Below are 19,860 nucleotides of genomic sequence, written 5' to 3'. Positions count from 1 at the left end.
TAGGGCGATAAAAACGATTTTGTGGCGCGACATTCGCAATGTGCTGACAACTGAGTGAGGTTAGCATGGCAAACAGGGATGTTTGCCAAGGCGGTGCTTTGTCAGGAACAAATCACAGCCGGTGCGTTAAGAGCGAACGAAGGCGGAAGGCAGTCACATCGTGACCACTTGCGTGGTCGCCGCGGGAGATTGTAAAGAGGGTTCGCGCCAACCCTCTTAACTCGGACGTAATCACCGCATAGAAATAACCACCAAACAACAAAACGTCCGAAACTAAAACAACCAAAAAAAATTGAGGAACGGGGTTTTTGAAACTTAAATTCCTACTTATTGCTAACCCTTTTTTTTTACTTAAAATAAAGTATTTAAAAATCAATATGTTGAAAAATGGCTCAAAAAAAGGGTTTTTAATAGTAAAATTGCGCTTTTTCTTTTTGCCAACTGCATTTATAGTATATGGGATTCTAGTTCACTACCGTGTAGGTAGTTTAGAAATCAATAATGTTGGCATGGCGAAAGATTTGTATGTTCACTACCGTGTAGGTAGTTTAGAAATACAAATGTATTATTCATTTTTATTTACTCCCGTTCACTACCGTGTAGGTAGTTTAGAAATGTTACAATCTCTTTATTATTTATATCGTATGTTATACCCCAAAATTGAAAAATACATTTTCAAGAATTAAAACTATGCTTTAATTACCTAACTTAATAATAATATTTACAAAATTTAACAAATAAACAATTAAATACTATTGCTTAGATTTTTTTTATGACTATACTTCAAGTGTTTATAATAAACAATATTCGACGGATATTTAGCCGATTGAAATAAAATAAAACCAAAAAAATCATATAATTACTTGACAGGAACGTCAAAATGCATTATAATTTACAACACCAAACACCAAACACCAAACCTGCCCAACCTATAATTTAACGTTAGCAAAGTTAAGCTCGCACGATCTATTATCTCACTACAATTTATTTTTCCAGCAAATTCGGCAAGGGTTTTCAACATTTCTTAGTTTAGCCTTTTTATCTCGGCAAATGGTTTTGGTATTAACCGCGGTTGTTTTACAGTCTATCTCTTTTTCTAATTATGCATTAACCACTAAAACGACCAATATTATTCAAGGTTCAGCTCCTTATTTAACCTTTGATGGCGGTCTTACCCAGGCGACAAATAGCGAAGCCCTAGTCGGGATATACCTTTCTGATGGTAGAACATTTACTCCCACAACCAATGATTCGAGTTTTGACAATCCTATCGTTTTACCTGTTGCTGGTCAGAGTTTTAATGATATTGGTATGTTTATACCAACGAATACTGATTCTGTTGAATTAACTTCAGTTATTGGTCCGCCCAATAATTATTGGGGTGATGATGATGGCGATGGTCAGGGTACTAATGATATAACCGCTACCGGTAATTTAAGCTTATCTATTGTTGATAAATTGAATCATGCTGTATCTCATAATGAAGTGCTGACTAATTGTAATTCACCATATAAATTAACCTTATCTAATACTGAAGGTACATTAAAAACACGTTATGGTGTGCCTAATGAAAGTCGTTTTAGTGCAAGTAATGCCACCTATTATATTAATCCTAAGGCAGCGCCAGAGATTTGTTTTGCTAAACCTAGCTTGCAATTCGGTGGCACAGGTTATAAACCTGAAATTTCTGCTGGCCCTGCTGACATATGGCACCCAGATAGAGGTTTTCTAACACAGTCAGTTACTCCATCGTCTTATGGTTTAAACTTCCCAACTACAGGTGCTAATGGTTTGTATTTTGATTTAGAGATAGGTGGTAATAATCAGGACTTATATTGGGAGCCAGTTAAGCATAGTGGTATTACGGCGACAATGACCAATTCAACAAAGACCAGTGTTCATGTTACTCTAACAGGTCCTGCCATTACAGACTCTGAGCAACAGCGTTCAGATAATCCAGATGAAATCGATAAACCCTCTTTGCCGCAGACATTTGAGCTAGTTGGTCGTGATAGCAGTGGTAATGCGGTGGTCAAGTATGGTTTTGTGTTAAAGTTGTGGTTCGTCAATCGTGGTAAGGGTATGTACACTTATTCAAATGTATCATCATGGTGTACAAAAATTGGTTATCAGATACCTCATTTAGGTCATGTAACTAATTCGGATTGTGAGGGATATGGTGCAGGTCCTCATTGTCTAAATATGTATTCTGGTGTTAGTCATAATGGTAAGTCGAGGTCACAAAATAATTCATATATACGTGACATTGAAGTAGGATTCTTCGCGGAATGGGGGAAAATGGCCAATTACACTGGTGCCAATTTCGAGCTCGCAGATTATTGGGTGAAAGGTGTAATTGGAAGTCCACCTATTGCGCAGGCTTCAGTGGGGGCGTACGACGGTTTTATGAGTCGCTATAATTTTGATGGTAGTGTCAGGTACGGGTTTTGCTCCTATCCTCTTTTTTCATTTCCTGATCCTTGAACTAATGAGCTAGGTATATGAAAAGAAAGGTTAGGACATTAAACAATCATTGCCTTGTCAAGGCAATGAGGGTTCGTGCCAACCCTCTTAACTCGGACGTAATCACCGTATAGAAATAACCGCAAAACTAACTACAAAACAACAAAACGTCCGAAACTCAAATAACCCAAAAATTTTGAGGAGAGGGGGTTTTAAGACAAAAAAATGGCACTAATAATTAGTGCCAATAATCAAATATTACTAAAATTTGCTATTTTTATAGTTTAAAAATGGACTACATTTTAAGCGTTAACATTTTTCAACAAAATAGCGCATTATGCGGTTATCGGTAGTTAGTTCTGGATGGAATGAACATAGCAGAATATTATCTTGTTCCGCCATTACACAATGATTATCAACAAAAGCGAGTTGTTTTACTTGTTTACCTGCTGTGGCAATATAGGGGGCACGAATAAATACCGCTGGAATTTGCTGACCGATAGGTGCAATATCTAACACTGTTTCGAAGCTATTTATTTGCCGCCCAAAGCCATTTCGTTCGACAATAATATCTATTAGTCCCAGTTGTTCAACCTCATTATGGCTGGTTTCAGTTCCGCAAAGAACTAACCCAGCGCAGGTGCCAAAAATACCTTTACCTTGTTTAGCAAATGCTTGGATTGGCTCAAATAAATCATTTTGTCTAATTAAACGACTGATTGCTGTTGATTCACCACCGGGAATAATTAAGCCATCAAGTTGATATAATTGTTCAGGTTTTTTAACTGCAATAGGACGCACCAATTCAATGCTAGCCAACATGTTTAAATGTTCAGTTACGGCACCTTGTAAGTTAAGCACCCCAATGATTTTGTTAGCTTTTAAGTTGGCAATTGTTGTCATTACCAGCCTCGATCTTGCATTCTTTCTGATTCGGTTAATTTACTGATTTCAATCCCTTTCATGGCTTCACCCAATCCTTTGGATAATTCAGCTAATCTTGGATAATCATCAAAATAAGTAGTTGCTTGAACAATCGCTTTAGCAAATTTTTCTGGATTTTGTGATTTAAAAATACCCGAACCAACAAATACACCATCCGCACCAAGTTGCATCATTAATGCTGCATCAGCAGGCGTAGCTACACCGCCAGCAGCAAAATTAACCACAGGTAATTTTCCAAGTTGTTTAATTTGTAATACTAACTCATATGGCGCGCCAATTTCTTTGGCCAATGTCATAAGTTCATCCTTTGATTTGCCAACGACTAAACGAATTTGTTCATTGACACGACGCATATGTCTAACCGCTTCAACAATGTTGCCTGTTCCTGGCTCACCTTTGGTGCGTAACATAGAGGCACCTTCACCAATTCGGCGTAATGCTTCACCCAAATCACGACAGCCACAGACAAAAGGCACAGTAAATTCATCTTTCAATAAGTGATATTGTTCATCAGCAGGCGTTAGCACTTCGCTTTCATCAATATAATCCACTCCCATTGACTCTAAAATACGTGCTTCAACGATATGGCCAATTCTTGCTTTCGCCATAACAGGAATTGTTACTGCTTTCATTACTTCTTCAACAATGGTCGGATCGGCCATTCTTGCGACACCACCAGCAGCACGAATATCGGAAGGAACACGTTCTAAAGCCATAACAGCTACGGCACCTGCTTGTTCAGCGATTTTGGCTTGTTCGGCATTGATGACATCCATTATCACGCCGCCTTTTTGCATTTGTGCCATTCCACGTTTTACTGTTTGTGTACCGGTATGTTGTTTCATTGCTACTCCTGATTAATTAATGTTAGTTGTCTAATGTCAGGACTATTATTCAAAATTAAAGCACTGCAATAAACAGCCAATTGGACTATAATTAACCCATCCAATTTTGCTTTTAAGGTAATAAGTTCTAGGAAACTTTAAAAATAAAAGATGTGGAATAAACAAAAATTAAGCCTTTTTAATGGCGCATTATTTAAAAAAGTCACGCAATTGATTGAGAACTATATCGAACAAGGTGTGTTAATAGCCGGTGAACGATTACCATCGGAGCGTAATTTAGCCAAGGATCTACAAGTTAACCGTTCAACTATTGTGCATGCGCTGGATATCTTAACTGAACGAGGGATATTAGTGCGAAAGCAGGGTAGTGGGACTTTTGTTAATGAACAAAAGTGGGGGCTGCAAGCTTATTCGACTATTAATTGGCGATTGCCAGCCAATTTTTATCATCATCGTCAAAATGTATATCAACAAAAAGTGACACAGGTTCGGCAGCAAATGGAACATATTTGTGATTTAGCTAATGGTGATTTGCCCACCAATATGATCCCCAAATTAATATTACCCAATATTACTTCCCATGAAATGGTTGCTTACGAAAAGAAGAGCGACATGTTGCAATTAGGGCTTCCTTCACTTAAGCAGCAAATTGCTTATTATATGAAGAAACAATTTGCTATGGTGGTTGATACCGAACAAATTCTTATTACCTCGGGTACTCAACAATCTCTTTTTTTAATTACCCAAGGATTATTAAAACCTGGCGATGCGATAGGTATTGAATCACCATCATACTTTTATTCATTACCATTATTTCAAGCAGCAGGATTGCGTTTATACGGTATTGAATGTGATGATGAGGGTATTACTTTAGAGAGTTTACAGAAAGTCACCTTAGAGCGACAAATAAAATGGTTATTTCTAAATCCTATCTTTCAAAATCCAGTTGGTTGTGTGATGAGTAATCAGCGCAAGAAGCAGGTACTGGCATTTTGTCGAAAGCAATGTATTGGTATTGTTGAAGATGATGCCTATAGTGGCTTAGCTTTTGATGAAAAAACCAATATTTTACCGATTAAAAAATTTGATGTAAGTAATCAAGTGGTCTATTTAGGATCTTTATCCAAATATATCGGCCGTAATATACGTATTGGTTGGATGATAGCACCAACTGAAATTATCGAAAAATTAGCCAATATCCGCCATCACATTGACTCTGGGTTAAGTATTTTACCGCAACTATTAGCCGAGGAATATTTAAGTCACCATTATCAAACACATCAAAAATGGCTTCGCCATCAGTTGCAGAATAAAGCTAACCAATTAATGGATTGGCTGGATGATTATTTTAATGGTGATGTTATTTACCGAGTCCCAACCGGAGGTTTTCATTTATATGCTCATTTACCAGTTAATAATGCTGCACAAGAACTGACAATATTAAATCAGTTGTTGTCAAAACATATCATTGTTTCGCAAGGTACTGACTTTGGTGATAAGTTGGGGGCTATCCGATTAAGTTATGGACATTTTGAAAAAAATTTGCTTTGATCACACATCATAAAATCTGCATTAACTTATTGATTATAGAAAGATCTAAGTTCCTGACAAAACATAGCCTTGCCTTGTCAAACATCCCTGTTGGCCATGCTAATCTCACTCAGTTATCAGCACATTGCTAATGTCGCTAAATTAAATACAGCAAACTGCTTGGCAAGCAATAAACTTTGATGGTTGATGTGAGCTGATTTTAGTTTTATAAGCAATTTCAGAGAACTGTGGGGGTTTTAGGCTTTAAAAACCCCGTTCCTCAAATTTTTTTATTTTTATTATCAAAATATTACTAATTTTATCAGCTATTTTTTATCATTTTATTTACATTAAATTGTCTAAAAGCTAGGTAGAATAAGGTTTAAATCGCTGATTATCTATGATAGATTAATTTTTCCATTCACATTAAGCAGGTAGGCTGATCTTGAATCTTTCACCCAAAGCTTTCCATTATTTAGGCGTCGTTGCAACGATTGCATCATTAGGTATGTATGTGTCATATATTCCGCAAATTATCGACAATCTTCATGGTTTCAAAACCAATCCAACTCAACCATTAGCGGCAGCAATTAACTGTTCGTTATGGGTTTGTTATGGATTATTACAACCTAAAAAAGATTGGCCGATTGCTATAGCTAATTCCCCTGGTGTTTTGTTCGGTTTAATTGCATTTTTTACGGCATTGTAAATTTATTGTTATACTTCTTTGTCTTATTTCAATACAGCATAATTTAAACCTTATGCTGTATTTTTTTATCAAATTGTTAGATGATTTCTGTTGACAAATATAGACAGTTTAGTTTCAAAAATGGATTATTCTGTTGCCGATTAAATTTTAACCTTGCTATTAAGTTTTTATTTATCAATGTGTTGCAAGGTTATCAACAGGTTTGTTAAATACTTATCAAATAATTAAGTGAATAATTCACAATTTAGTTTTAACTAAAAAACTAAGTTTTAATTTGCATTATCAGATTCAATTATTGTCATCTATTTGCGATTAGATTATATTGGAGATCCGGCTGTTTATTAAACAGTGTTTATTTTTTAATACTCTTTCACATTGAGTGATGATGTTATTAGTTTAGATGTCGACTTAATCGTATGAGCGTTAAAGATATAAAATAAGGAAATCAAAATGGCTAACATTAATCTTTCTGACGATTTGATAAAAGATTTTATCTATTCTATGTACCGTAAAGAAGTATTATTAAATTTAAAAGGAGTTGTTTTGACTGATGAGGATCGTAAACAACTTCATGAAAAAAGAGATTTTGTTAATCGATTGTCTGAAGCTGAATTAGCCGATATTCGTGGTTGGGTTTTAGATAAATTGAGAGTACTTGAAAGTCAGCATAAGCAAGATTAATCGGTTAGAATCTTGCGCAAACTTCATTAATAAATTGATGAAATTTATTTATCATATCGCTTATAACGATATGGACAGTTTTATCAATCGTTTTACAATGCAACAAAACTTATTATTTATAATTTATAGGAAAGGGTATGAAAAAGTTAGTCGTGGTTTTATTGTTAGGTCTGCCAATGGTTGCCGCAGCTTCTAATTGTGAAGAAATTAGTACCAGTATCGCTGAGAAAATCAAAAACAATGGTGTTGATGAAAACAGTTTTCAATTAAATTTAGTTCCATCCGAGCAAGCTGAGCAAGGCGTTGCAGGTAAAATTGTCGGATCGTGTGATCGTGGTCAACAAAAGATAGTATATGTTCGTTCACAAGATAATTCGGTAATAACTGAAGCAAAACAACAAGAGTCTTCAATTTCTAATCAGCAAGCCGAACAAGCTGAATTAGAGAAATCTTCTCAACAAGAAAAAGTAGCACCATCTTCAAAAGATAATCAACAAGTTGAGTCGAAGACAGAATAGTTACTGATTATTAGCTATAGTTATAGAAGATCTATCGGTTGATTAATTAATAAATAAATAAATAAAGAACATTTGAATAAATAGTAACGGTTAATAAACTACTATCTTTATAAAAATTGTTATTTATTTGCTGAACTATTATTCATCTGTATTTATCCGGGGTGCCCTAGGCTGAGATTATAGCCGTTGAACCTGATTCGGTTAGTACCGGCGAAGGGAGTATAAAACACGTTTTTCTACAAGTCTGTTGTACTCCTTAATTACTAATTTTTATAAAAAGAAGTCATCATGCCGTCATTCTATTCGCTCTTCTGCCTTCGTTCGCTCTTAACGCACTGGCTGTGATTTGTTCATGACAAAAACAACCTTGTCAAACATCGCTATTTGTCATGCTAATCTCTCTCAGTTATCAGCACATTGCTAATGTTGTTAAACAAGACTCGCCAAACTGATTCGTAAGAAATAACCATAGATATAACAGTCGGGTTAACAAATATGCTAGCAACGAATTCCAACAAACAATGCCAAATGAAATTGCGTTGATTGATCAGCTTAGTAAATTTAGAGGATAGTCGCATTGAACATTTAACAAAATTATTTAGGCAAGCAACTAAACTTGAAATTGGTTTCTGGCAAATGGGTTTAGATAAACGTTTTAAATAACAAACATACTTTACCACTATGGGTAAAGTATGCTGAATTTGAACTATATTTAAACAATTTTTAAACTAAAGTAGTTTTGAATAATTTTGTTTAGTGGCATCGTCCCAAACGCTTGCTTGTACTTGACCAATATGTTGTTGCTGTAAAAGTAACATGGTTAATCGTGATTGGCCAATTCCACCACCAATTGTTTGTAAAAAATCACCATTAGCTAATGCTTTATGCCATGCATATTGGAGGCGATCTTCATTATTAGTCAGTTTTAATTGCCGTTTTAAGGTTTCTGGATCGACACGGATCCCCATTGATGAGATTTCAAAACCACTATTTAACACCGGATTCCAAACTAAAATGTCACCATTTAAGCCTTTTGAACCCATTTCATTATCACTACTCCAATCATCATAATCAGGAGCACGGACATCATGTTTTTCATTATTTGATAATTCACCACCAATACCAATTAAAAATACAGCGCCTAACTCTTTGGTAATTGCATTTTCACGCTCTTTCGGTGATAAATTTGGATAACGTTTTAACAGTTGTTCACTATCCATAAAGGTAATTGTTTCGGGTAAAAAACGTGATAGATGATATTTTTCAGAGACTGCTTTTTCAGTCGCTTTAATCGCACTATAAATTTTTTCAACCGTTTGTTTTAAATAAGCTAAATTGCGATCTTCAGGACGAATCACTTTTTCCCAATCCCATTGATCAACATAAACAGAGTGAATAGGCGAAAGTTTATCTTCATCCGGGCGCAGAGCTTTCATATTTGTATAAATGCCTTCACCAACAGGAAAATTGTGCTGACTTAACGTTTTACGTTTCCATTTAGCTAGTGAATGAACAACTTCGAATTGTGCATTAGGAATACTTTTAATATTAACTTGAACGGCTTTTTCGGTACCTGACAAATTATCTTGAACGCCATCACCAATTTGACTCAATATTGGTGCTTGAACTTCAATTAATGATAGATTATTTGCTAATTGCTCGGCAAAAAATTGTTTAACAAAATTGATTCGTTGTTGCTGCTCTTTAAATGATATTGTCATGTTTAGTCTCGAAATATAAAAAATTTGTGTTGCTAAATTAAACTAGAAAGCAGAAATATGCAAGTCTAGTTAACCGGCTTAAACAAGAGATAAAAAGCGATCTCTATTACGTCTAAAACAGATTTTTACTAATAACTATTTATGATGTTTTGACAATCTAATTATCTTTTTCAACTATTGTTGATAATTAGTTGTTGATAATTAGTGTCAGGACCATTTAGTTATAAAATCAACTAGTTCCAATAATAAACGTTTATTTTGGCAAATAAGTTTGATGCTTCTCATTTCGCGACATTCGCAATGTGCTGACAACTGAGTGAGGTTAGCATGGCAAACAGGGATGTTTGCCAAGGCTGTGTTTTGTCAGGAACAAATCACAGCCGGTGCGTTAAAAGCGAACGCAGGCGGAAGGCAGTCACGTAGTGACCACTTGCGTGGTCGCCGCGGGAGATTGTAAAGAGGGTTCGCGCCAACCCTCTTAACTCGGACGTATTCACCGTATAGAAACAACCACAAAACAACAAAACGTCCGAAACTCAAACAACCAAAAAATTTTGAGGAACGGGGTTTTTAAAGCCAAAAATCCCGTCCAAGTTTCTCCGAAATTGGTTTTAAAACTAAAATTAGCTTGCTATAAACATAAACGTTTATTTTGGCAAATAAGTTTGCTGTATTTAATTTAGCGACTTTCGCAATGTGCTGACAACTGAGTGAGGTTAGCATGGCAAACAGGGATGTTTGCCAAGGCGGTGCTTTGTCAGGAACAAATCACAGCCGGTGCGTTAAGAGCGAACGAAGACGGAAGGCAGTCACATCGTGACCACTTGCGTGGTCGCCGCGGGAGATTGTAAAGAGGGTTCGCGCCAACCCTCTTAACTCGGACGTAATCACCGTATAGAAACAACCGCAGAACAACAAACGTCCGAAACTCAAACAATCCAAAAAATAAAGAATCAAAAAAATTTGAGGAGAGGGGTTTTTAAAGCCTAAAAATCCCCCTAAAGTTTCCCCGAAATTGGTTTTAAGGGCGTAATTAAGACATAATATTACATTAATCTTTACAAAAGTTAACAATTAAACCGCCAAAAAAAGTTGCATGGTTTTTTCCAATCACTATACTTTTATAGCATATTTATACGAATGGATAAATTTTATGCCATTAGGCTTAAAATTTTAAATAAATCATAAAATTGGATTGACAAGGATATCTGATATGGATTATAATTTTCAACACGCAACACGCAACACGCAACCTGCCCAACCTATAATTTCATCTTTCTAAAGTTAAGCTCACATCGTTTATTATTTCACTGCAGTTTATTATTTCGACAATTTCCAAAATTTCCGAAATTCTGGCAAAATTTTTCAAAATTTCTTGGTTTAGCCTTTTTATCTCGGCCGATGGTTTTGGTATTAACCATGGTTGTATTACAGTCTATCTCTTTTGCTAACTATGCATTAACCACTAAAACGACCAATATTATTTATGGCTCAGCACCCTATTTAACCTTTGATGGAGGTCGTACCCGGGTAACAAATACCGAATCGCTACTCGGGATATCCCTTTCTGATGGTAGAACATTTACTCCCACAACCAATAATTCAAGAGACAATCCTATCGTTTTACCTGTTGCTGGTCAGAGTTTTGCTGATATTGGTATGTTAGTACCAACTGGTATGTTGGTACCAACGAATTATGGTGATTATTATATTGAATTAAGTTCACTTATTAGCGAACCTTATAATTATTGGGGTGATGATGATGGCGATGGTCAGGGGATTGATGGTGTCACCGCTACCGGTAGTTTAAATTTATTGATTAAAGATAAAGACGGTTATAGGGTTGCCCGTAATGAGGTGCTGACTATCTGTAAAGCGCCATATAGATTAACCTTATCTAGTTATGGAGGTAGATTAACAACACGTTATGGTGTGCCTAATGAAAGTCGTTTTAGTGCAAGTAATGCCACTTATTATATTAATCCTAAGGCAGCGCCAGTGATTTGTTATGCAAGACCTAAAGGCATGGAAGGCTTCTACGGCTATATGCGGGACGGTCTTTCTGCTGCCGTTTGGGAATCTGGTAAGGGTTTTCTACCACAGTCAGTTACGCCGTCGTCTTATGGTTTAAACTTCCCGACTACTGGTGCTAATAATTTGTTTTTTTATTTAGATATTGGTGGTATTAATGCTCAGGCCTTATCTTGGGCGCCAGTTTCTCATGGTGGTATTACGGCGACGATGACGTTCTATTCAAATGCCCGCGTTCGAGTCACCCTTACAGGTCCTGATTCTACACCATCGCAAAGGAAATCAGATAATCCAGGTAGAATCAACAGAATATCTTTACCTCAGGTATTTGAGTTAGTTGGTCGTGATAGTAGGGGTAATGCGGTGGTCAAATATGGATTTGAGTTAAAGCAGTGGTTTGTTGGTCGTGGTGACGTTCAGCGTATCTATTCTAGTGCGGAATCTTGGTGTAATAAGATTGGAGGATACCGTCTTCCAAAGCTCAGTGATTTAACTAATGCGTCTTGTCGTCAGGAACCTATAGAACATTCAGATCCATGTCGATATGGCGGAAATGAAATAAATGAATTAACGGCAACGCCTTCGTCACCTAGAAATAGTATCAGGCGTCACATTGGTGCAGGATTTTTCACGGAATGGGGGTGGATGGATGATTATGGCAGTAACAACTTCGGCGGTGTATATTGGACGCAAGATAGGGCGGCGTATAGAAGTAAAACTTTTTTGGTTTACACGATGAGTGGTAGTGTGACTTGGCATGATGATTATGGTGGTGTCAATGCCAACAACGTATTCTGTGTCTATCCTTAGTGCTTATTTCTTAGTTCTTAGGTATTGAAGCTGAGGATAAAAAAATAATGTTAGGACATTAAACAATCATTGCCCTGCCAAGGCAATGGCGTTGACGTTAACGAAGTCGGCGATAAAAACGATTTTGTGGCGTGACATTCGCAATGTGCTGACAACTGAATGAGGTTAGCATGGCAAACAGGGATGTTTGCCAAGGCGGTGCTTTGTCAGGAACAAATCACAGCCGGTGCGTTAAGAGCGAACGAAGGCGGAAGGCAGTCACGCAGTGACCACTTGCGTGGTCGCCGCGGGAGATTGTAAAGAGGGTTGGCGCCAACCCTCTTAACTCGGACGTAATCATTGTATAGAAACAACCGCAAAACAACAAAACGTCCGAAACGAAAAGAATAAAAAATTTTGAGGAGAGGGGTTTTTAAAGCCAAAATCCATCCAATAAATCGCTAACGTTAGTTATAACATCAGCTAGTTCCAATAATAAACGTTTATTTTGGCAAATAAGTTTGGTGTATTTAATTTAGCGACATTGGCAACGTGCTGACAACTGAGTGAGGTTAGCATGACAAACAGGGATGTTTGCCAAGGCGGTGCTTTGTCAGGAACAAATCACAGCCGGTGCGTTAAAAGCGAACGAAGGCGGAAGGTAGTCACATCGTGACCACTTGCGTGGTCGCCGCAGGAGATTGTAAAGAGGGTTGGCGCCAACCCTCTTAACTCGGACGTGATCACCGTATAGAACTAGTCACCAAACAACAAAACGTCCGAAACTCAAACAACTAAAAATTTTGAGGAACGGGGTTTTTGAAACTTAAATTCCTACTTATTGCTAACCCTTTTTTTTAACTTAAAATAAAGTATTTAAAAATCAATATGTTGAAAAATGGCTCAAAAAAAGGGTTTTTATTGGTAAAAATGGACTTTGCCTTTTTGCCAACTGCATTTATAGTATATTGGATTCTAGTTCACTACCGTGTAGGTAGCTTAGAAACTCAAGATGATATTGACACAGCAATCACGGGAGTTCACTACCGTGTAGGTAGCTTAGAAATTCCGCAAAATCTGTATTTTCGGGAATAATAAGTTCACTACCGTGTAGGTAGCTTAGAAATAAAACGATAATGCCGAGCCATTTTGCGATGTGTTCACTACCGTGTAGGTAGCTTAGAAATAGCGCTCGCGCTGTCGCGGCTAAGGTAACATGTTCACTACCGTGTAGGTAGATTGAAATATTAATTATTTCTAAAAAGATTAGGAAAAATTTTTCAAAAAGCTAAAAATCAAAATTAGTTATAGCTTTGTTAAATAAAAAAACCCCCAGTAATTGGTTGTCCAACTATTGGGGGTCACTTCATTATGAACGGTTTTTTATTATTGGTTAGATAATTTTACAATTATCCTTGGTATTTTTTCATGACAATTGACGCATTAGTACCGCCGAAACCAAAGCTATTAGACATTACTGTGGTTAATTCACGTTCGGTTGGCTCGGTAATAATATTCATGCCTACTGCTTCATCTGCAAGTTCGTCAATATTGATACTTGGTGTAATAAAGCCGTGTTCAAGCATAAGTAGTGAATAAATCAACTCTTGTGCACCGGTGGCACTTAATGAGTGACCAGTCATGGATTTAGTTGAAGAGATAGCCGGGATATTATCACCAAATACTTGTTTGATTGCCCATAACTCTTTGACATCACCAACTGGAGTTGAGGTACCATGGGTATTGATATAATCAACTGGTCCATCAAGATCTTGAATAGCAAGCTGCATACAACGCATTGCCCCTTCACCAGATGGCGCAACCATGTCATAACCGTCTGATGTTGCCCCATAACCAACAAGTTCACCATAGATATGTGCACCACGGGCAAGAGCATGCTCAAGTTCTTCAACTACTACCATTCCGGCACCGCCTGCGATTACAAAACCATCACGGTTTTTATCATAGGCACGAGATGCTTTTTCTGGTGTGTCGTTATATTTAGTTGATAATGCGCCCATAGCATCAAATTCGCATGACATTTCCCAACATAACTCTTCACCACCACCAGCAAACACGACATCTTGTTTACCAAGTTGAATAAGTTCAGCTGCATGACCAATGCAGTGTACTGATGTTGCACAAGCAGAAGTCATTGAGTAGCTAACACCTTTAATTTTAAATGGTGTCGCTAAACATGCAGAAATTGCCGATGACATCGATTTTGTTACTGCATAAGGGCCAACACCTCTTAAACCTTTTTCTTTCATGCCGGCAACAACATTATATTGAGTTTTGGTTGAGCCACCATAACCAGCGATAAGGCCTGTACGTGGATTAGATACTTGCTCTGGGGTTAATTTTGCATCTTCGATTGCTTGTTGTAGCGCAAGATATCCATAAATAGACGCATCGTTCATAAAACGGACAACTTTTCGATCGATTAATCCAGTTGTATCTAATTTAACATTACCACAAACATGACTACGCATTCCGCTATCTTTCATTTCTTGCGAAAAAGTAATACCACTTCGGCCTACTCTTAACGACTCTAAAACTTCTTTGGTATTATTCCCAATGCTTGAAAGAATACCTAATCCTGTAATTACTACACGTTTCATCTAATGCTCTACTCCTAAGTTAACTGGCTTCATATGAAAAATTGGTCTGATTATAGCGTACACTTGTAAGCTGAACAATACCCCCAGATTGATTTTATTTGTTAAGTTAATAAATAAAATTGGCATGACAGGTCAATAAATCAATCAATATGATTATATTTACGTTCTATTAATAATATCTTGATTAAATCAGTCTTAATCGCGAGTTTATTGAACAAATATTTTTTAAATTCGATCTGATTATTAACTTGCTTATACCAATAAAATCACTATAATACTGTAAATATATACAGTTATTGGTGATGATTATGATTCAAGAGAAAATGATCTCAAAGCTTGAGATTTTAGCCGAATCTGCAAAATATGATATTTCATGTGCTTCAAGTGGTACTTCACGCAGTAATAAAAGTAAAGGTATTGGTAGTGCTTCTCGCTGTGGTATTTGCCATTCATTTACTGCTGATGGTCGATGCGTTTCGCTGTTAAAAATCATGTTAACTAATTATTGCATGTTTGACTGTGCTTATTGTATCAATCGCCAGAGTAATGATATTCCTCGTGCAGGATTTACGCCGAAAGAGTTAGCGGAACTGACGATTGAATTTTATCGTCGCAATTATATTGAAGGGCTGTTTTTAAGTTCGGGTATTGTCCGTAGTGCTGATCACACTATGGAAAAAATGATTCGTGTGGTCAAAATATTACGGCAAGAATATAACTTTAATGGTTATATCCATATGAAGGCGATTCCCGGTGCTAGCAATGAATTAATTCGTGAAGCTGGTTTACTTGTTGATCGAATGAGTGTCAATTTAGAGATCCCTACCGAGCGTAATTTGAAATTATTGGCGCCAGATAAAGATCATCAAACCATTTATCAACCAATGCGACATATCCAGCAAAATTTGCTAGAAAATATCGAAGATCGTAAAAAAATCAAATCAACACCAAAATTTGTTCCGGCAGGGCAAAGTACTCAGGTGATTATTGGTGCGACAGATGAAACCGATAATCAAATTTTACAGCTCACCGCCAAGCTATATAAGCGACCAAGTATGAAACGGGTTTACTATTCGGGATTTATTCCAGTAAATAGTTATGATAAGCGATTACCGGTTTTGCAAGAAGTACCAAGAGTAAGAGAAAATCGTTTATATCAGGCAGATTGGTTACTTCGTTTTTATGATTTTAGTGTCGATGAAATTGTAAATGATGAACATCCAGATCTAGATTTGACGGTTGATCCCAAATTATCTTGGGCGATTCGTAATCCGCAATTTTTTCCGGTTGATATCAATCGGGATAGTTACCAAAAAATCTTGCGCGTACCAGGTATTGGCGTTAAATCAGCAAAATTAATTGTTATGGCAAGACGACATCGCAAACTAAATAAAGAAGCGCTTAAACGTATTGGTGTGGTGTTAAAACGTGCACAGTTTTTTATTATTTGTCATGAAATGAATACTTTCAAAGTACTGGATTCGTCTGCTGAATATATACGCCTAAGTTTACAAGATTCGCCTCGGCTTGAAGTAAAACAACAATCTATTCCACAACAACTGGTTATGGGATGGTAATTTATGCTGGCGTTTTATTATGATAAATCTTTCGAAGGACTAATGTGTGCGGTATTTGATGCATTTAAACTAAAAAAAATGCCTGAATGTCTATTAGTTGAAGGTGAGGATATGCCACTTTTGGTTACCGATTTTCATCAAGTCGAATATCGCAATAGTAAATATGAGCGTGTTTATACTGCACTGCAAAAAAAATTATCGCAGATTGCACTAAATCAACTCTTGTTTACTTGGCTTTCAGAATTACCTGAAAGTGATTTAATTATTTTTCGCTATATTTGTAAAGTATTTAAGTCAACCAATTCGATTGAAACTGATTTTGCTGATGCGGATGTGTTAGCTGTTTATGATATAGCTAAAAAGGTAAATAAAGAAAAACATCATATTCAGCAATTTGTTCGTTTCAATAGCATTCAAAATCCAGCCAACAGTTGTGATAATAATGACAAAATTTACTTTGCGGTTATAGAGCCTATATATAACGCTTTACCGTTAACCACTCGATTTTTTAAAGATCGTTATGCCGATCAAAAATGGGCAATTTATGATGAAAAACGCCAATATGGTTATTTTTATGATTTAGATAAGATTGAGCAAATCTGCTTGAACGATAACGATCCTCTGATCATTAATAAGCAAATTAACCAAGATTATCTAACTGATGATGAAAAATTGTTTCAAACCATGTGGAATCGTTATTGTCAGGCCTTAACCATTAAGGAACGAATCAATCCAAGATTACAAAGGCAAAATATGCCTAGACGGTTTTGGCACCATTTACCCGAAATGCAAGGCAAATAAAAAACGCCGAATAAATCGGCGTTAATTAATGATAAATAGTAAAATTTATTGGGCATCAATTTCATCAAGAATGCCGTTAATGCTTTGTTGGCGTTGTTGTTCTTTTTGCTCATCAACTTTACCACCAGAAGCATTAAAGTCATTGCGCTGGAAGTAAGCATTACGCATAAAGTTGTATGGGTCATCACTATTTTTAATTAAATCTTCATACTCAATAGCCACAGCACGAGCTTCAATGCCATCAAATACACCGCGAACCAGTGCCCATTGCCAATCGATCCAAACAAGTGGTGGATATAAAGTATCAACCAGATCACCACCTTCTTGACGAAGTGTTGCCGAACCATAGAAAGGTAATACAACATAAGGGCCATAAGGGACATCGTAATGACCTAATGTATCACCAAAACCACGTTTAGGTCCTTTTTGTAATTGAGGATCTGCTACACTTGCAACATCAAATAAACCGGCAACACCAAAAACGGTATTAATAAAGAATCTTGCTAAATGTTTACCGGCTTCATGCCCTTCACCTTGTAAAGCACTATTTACCATTGATGCTGGTTCAGAAAGGTTAGATGAAAAATTAACTACCCCTTTACGAACTGGTGTTGGTACATAATCTTTCCACACTACGGCAGCAGGGCGCAAAATATAAGGGTCAAGCGCATAGTAGTTAACATTAAACATGGTTTTATTAAAACCCGATAACGGGTCACTATAACTATTTGTTTCAGCCTTATAGGTCGCACAACCCGTCAGTGCTAAAACCGAGAACATCATACCTATAATTTTTTTTCTCATAATGCTACCGAATATAAGTGATAAAATGTCGAATGTAAGGATTGTATCATGTTTGCTTAAAATAGAAAATTTTTCATTATTTGATTGATATTGCATTGATAAATTTATTAGAATAAACGCCTTTGATGACCTCATAGTTAAATGGATATAACAAGCCCCTCCTAAGGGCTAGTTGTAGGTTCGATTCCTACTGGGGTCAAATTAACGAATAAGATTTAAAACGACACTCTACGATTCAAGCTTTATTTTAACAGTGTTTTAAGGCATTTCGACACGACTAAACACGATTCTAAACGATTGACAACGCAAACATTTAAACGGTATATTTACGGTATATTTTAATACCGTAAATATACCGTAATTATGCTAACTGTAAAAGCCATTGAATCAACAAAACCAAAAGAAAAACCGTACAAGTTGCCAGACTTTGAAAGCCTATATCTATACATCACACCTACAGGAACTAAATCTTGGCGCTAGGATTATCAGTTCAACGGCAAAAGAAAAACGCTAACGATCGGTAAGTATCCGTATATTAGTTTATCTGATGCACGCAACGAAAAAGAATTAGCTCGGCAGATGCTTGCTTACGGCAAAGATCCTGCCGTTGAGCGAAAAAGAAAAACTTTACTTGCTAATATCGCGCAAGGAAATACTTTTAAAAAAATAACCCTTGAATGGTTTGATACAAAAAAACGAGATTGGTCTATCAATACCAGAGAAATGATTATTCGGTATTTTGAAAAAGATATATTCCCGTTTGTGGGCAATATGGATATCGCGCAAATCAAGCCACTTGAAATGCTAAACTGTTTAAAACAAATAGAAAATAGAGGTGCCTTGGAAATTGCAAAAAAAATGCGTCAACATTGTACCGAGGTTTTCCAATATGCAATTATTACCGAAAGAGCAGAAAACAATCCGGCACGTGAATTAGCTAAAGCCATGGTCACACATACACCAGAAAACTATGCGTTTTTAATGGAAGATGATATGCGCGAATTTATGAAATCGTTACAATCGTATTCGGGTAACATTTTAGTTCGTTATGCTACAGAATTATTAATATTGACTGCTGTCAGGACCATGGAATTATTAAGCTGTAAATGGGAATATGTAGACCTAGATAAACGATACATAATACTACCAAAAGAATCCATGAAAAAATCAAGGGTTCACGTAGTTCCGCTATCTAATCAAGCTATTAATATTTTGAAATTTTTACAACCAATTACAGGGCGGGGAGAATATGTTTTTTCTGGTAGAAATAGCAGTTCAAAACACATGTCTAACGGCGCTATCTTAGGTTTAATAAAACGATTGGGATTTGCTAACCGTGCAACTGGGCACGGCTTTAGGCATCAGTTTTCAAGTGTATTAAATGAGCATGGTTTTAATCGTGACTGGATAGAAAAACAATTAAATCACGAAGAAGGGAATGTGCGTGGTATTTACAATCACGCACAATATTTGGAGGGACGTCGTGAGATGATGAAATGGTATGCTGACTATATAGATAGCTTAACCGCATGATCGGTATTCTTGTTCTTTTTGGGCAAGATAAGCGTTGATTGTAGACAGCTTCCAACGCGGATGTCTACCTAAATATAAATCGGGTTTTGGGAATTTTTCCTTCGCCACCCATTTGTCTAACGTGGTTTGGTCCAATCCGCCCATGTAGTCGCAAACCTGTGATTTACTGTATCTTGGGTCTTCAATTGTTAAATTATTTACCATTATTTACTCCTAAAATTTCTTCTCATCTCTCATCAACAAATAACACTAAGTAATTTTCTGTATTAAAATGCTCTGATTTAATTTTTAG

Annotated in this window: 16 protein-coding genes, 1 tRNA gene, 1 pseudogene, 2 CRISPR repeat arrays and 1 riboswitch; of the genes and pseudogenes, 12 read left to right on the top strand and 6 right to left on the bottom strand. The window is 36.5% G+C overall.

Translation table 11 applies throughout. From position 1 onward, the window contains the following. Positions 1-467 precede the first annotated feature (467 nt). A CRISPR array of direct repeats spans positions 468-616; the repeat unit is 29 nt; unit sequence GTTCACTACCGTGTAGGTAGTTTAGAAAT. A gap of 434 nt (positions 617-1,050) precedes the next feature. Continuing rightward, positions 1,051-2,484 carry a hypothetical protein gene (locus H3T83_RS04300; RefSeq protein WP_198215193.1) on the top strand — a complete coding sequence of 478 codons (1,434 nt, stop codon included), beginning with the start codon at positions 1,051-1,053 and terminating at the stop codon, positions 2,482-2,484. Between the two features lie 288 nt (positions 2,485-2,772). Here the strand turns inward: H3T83_RS04300 and pdxT are convergent, their stop codons facing one another. Continuing rightward, positions 2,773-3,366, bottom strand: a complete 594-nt coding sequence (gene pdxT / locus H3T83_RS04295; RefSeq protein ID WP_198215192.1) for a pyridoxal 5'-phosphate synthase glutaminase subunit PdxT — start codon at positions 3,364-3,366, stop codon at positions 2,773-2,775. Next, entirely contained in the window at positions 3,366-4,253 is an 888-nt protein-coding gene (gene pdxS, locus H3T83_RS04290) for a pyridoxal 5'-phosphate synthase lyase subunit PdxS (protein WP_065614193.1), read from the bottom strand. Before pdxS ends, pdxT begins: the two co-directional genes overlap by 1 nt. Before the next feature lie 150 nt (positions 4,254-4,403). Here pdxS and H3T83_RS04285 point away from each other — a divergent pair, with 150 nt between their 5' ends. From H3T83_RS04285 to H3T83_RS04270, 4 genes are all read left to right on the top strand, one after another. Beyond that, positions 4,404-5,804 carry a PLP-dependent aminotransferase family protein gene (locus H3T83_RS04285; protein WP_198215191.1) on the top strand — a complete coding sequence of 467 codons (1,401 nt, stop codon included), beginning with the start codon at positions 4,404-4,406 and terminating at the stop codon, positions 5,802-5,804. 424 nt (positions 5,805-6,228) lie between these two features. Next, positions 6,229-6,492 carry a SemiSWEET family transporter gene (locus H3T83_RS04280; RefSeq protein WP_034903376.1) on the top strand — a complete coding sequence of 88 codons (264 nt, stop codon included), beginning with the start codon at positions 6,229-6,231 and terminating at the stop codon, positions 6,490-6,492. Between the two features lie 450 nt (positions 6,493-6,942). Further along, positions 6,943-7,173 (top strand): hypothetical protein, encoded by a 231-nt coding sequence (locus H3T83_RS04275; RefSeq protein WP_034903380.1) that lies wholly within the window; start codon positions 6,943-6,945, stop codon positions 7,171-7,173. 137 nt (positions 7,174-7,310) lie between these two features. Then, entirely contained in the window at positions 7,311-7,691 is a 381-nt protein-coding gene (locus H3T83_RS04270) for a DUF1161 domain-containing protein (protein ID WP_198215190.1), read from the top strand. A gap of 147 nt (positions 7,692-7,838) precedes the next feature. Next, positions 7,839-7,928: riboswitch (TPP riboswitch) on the top strand. A gap of 491 nt (positions 7,929-8,419) precedes the next feature. On the opposite strand, the gene asnA is transcribed toward H3T83_RS04270, so the two are convergent. Continuing rightward, positions 8,420-9,412, bottom strand: coding sequence for an aspartate--ammonia ligase (gene asnA, locus H3T83_RS04265; RefSeq protein ID WP_034903383.1), 993 nt, complete (start codon positions 9,410-9,412; stop codon positions 8,420-8,422). Between the two features lie 1,401 nt (positions 9,413-10,813). Between asnA and H3T83_RS04260 the strand changes: the two genes are divergently transcribed. Together H3T83_RS04260 and H3T83_RS04255 are read left to right on the top strand one after the other, a co-directional pair. Further along, complete coding sequence (locus H3T83_RS04260; RefSeq protein ID WP_198215189.1) at positions 10,814-12,253, top strand: hypothetical protein; 1,440 nt, start codon at positions 10,814-10,816, stop codon at positions 12,251-12,253. A gap of 159 nt (positions 12,254-12,412) precedes the next feature. Then, entirely contained in the window at positions 12,413-12,553 is a 141-nt protein-coding gene (locus H3T83_RS04255; protein ID WP_198215188.1) for a hypothetical protein, read from the top strand. Positions 12,554-13,209: 656 nt separating this feature from the next. Beyond that, positions 13,210-13,478: direct repeats of the CRISPR family, unit length 28 nt; unit sequence GTTCACTACCGTGTAGGTAGCTTAGAAA. Between the two features lie 163 nt (positions 13,479-13,641). Here the strand turns inward: H3T83_RS04255 and fabB are convergent. Continuing rightward, positions 13,642-14,853: a beta-ketoacyl-ACP synthase I gene (fabB, locus tag H3T83_RS04250; protein ID WP_065578940.1), complete on the bottom strand. Its 1,212-nt coding sequence runs from the start codon at positions 14,851-14,853 to the stop codon at positions 13,642-13,644. Between the two features lie 311 nt (positions 14,854-15,164). Here fabB and H3T83_RS04245 point away from each other — a divergent pair, with 311 nt between their 5' ends. After that, positions 15,165-16,430 carry a putative DNA modification/repair radical SAM protein gene (locus tag H3T83_RS04245; protein ID WP_086356973.1) on the top strand — a complete coding sequence of 422 codons (1,266 nt, stop codon included), beginning with the start codon at positions 15,165-15,167 and terminating at the stop codon, positions 16,428-16,430. A 3-nt stretch (positions 16,431-16,433) separates the two neighbouring features. After that, on the top strand, positions 16,434-17,231 hold the full coding sequence (locus tag H3T83_RS04240) for a TIGR03915 family putative DNA repair protein (protein WP_198215186.1): 798 nt from the start codon (positions 16,434-16,436) through the stop codon (positions 17,229-17,231). Between the two features lie 45 nt (positions 17,232-17,276). Here H3T83_RS04240 and H3T83_RS04235 read toward each other — a convergent pair whose 3' ends face one another. Further along, the gene (locus H3T83_RS04235) at positions 17,277-18,035 is read right to left on the bottom strand and encodes an MlaA family lipoprotein (protein ID WP_065579010.1); all 759 of its coding nucleotides are present in this window, start codon (positions 18,033-18,035) and stop codon (positions 17,277-17,279) included. Between the two features lie 127 nt (positions 18,036-18,162). On the opposite strand from H3T83_RS04235, the gene H3T83_RS04230 reads away from it, so the two are divergent. The 3 genes and pseudogenes from H3T83_RS04230 (at position 18,163) to H3T83_RS11425 (ending at position 19,568) form a co-directional block, all read left to right on the top strand. Then, positions 18,163-18,234, top strand: a tRNA-Arg gene (locus H3T83_RS04230). A gap of 296 nt (positions 18,235-18,530) precedes the next feature. Further along, a pseudogene (locus tag H3T83_RS11430) lies at positions 18,531-18,827 on the top strand (tyrosine-type recombinase/integrase); the annotation flags it as partial. Further along, positions 18,807-19,568 (top strand): tyrosine-type recombinase/integrase, encoded by a 762-nt coding sequence (locus H3T83_RS11425; RefSeq protein ID WP_370528003.1) that lies wholly within the window; start codon positions 18,807-18,809, stop codon positions 19,566-19,568. The pseudogene H3T83_RS11430 and the gene H3T83_RS11425, both read left to right, overlap by 21 nt. Here H3T83_RS11425 and H3T83_RS04220 read toward each other — a convergent pair. Beyond that, a complete protein-coding gene (locus tag H3T83_RS04220) occupies positions 19,557-19,772 on the bottom strand; it encodes an AlpA family transcriptional regulator (RefSeq protein ID WP_198215184.1) in 216 nt (71 codons plus the stop codon). The genes H3T83_RS11425 and H3T83_RS04220 overlap by 12 nt on opposite strands. Between the last annotated feature and the right edge of the window lie 88 nt (positions 19,773-19,860).

The sequence above is a fragment of the Gilliamella sp. M0320 genome (genome assembly GCF_016101635.1).
Classification (GTDB): Bacteria; Pseudomonadota; Gammaproteobacteria; order Enterobacterales; family Orbaceae; genus Gilliamella; species Gilliamella apis.
The sequence above is the reverse complement of the archived record's forward strand: the minus strand, read 5'-3'. Positions and strand labels throughout refer to the sequence as shown.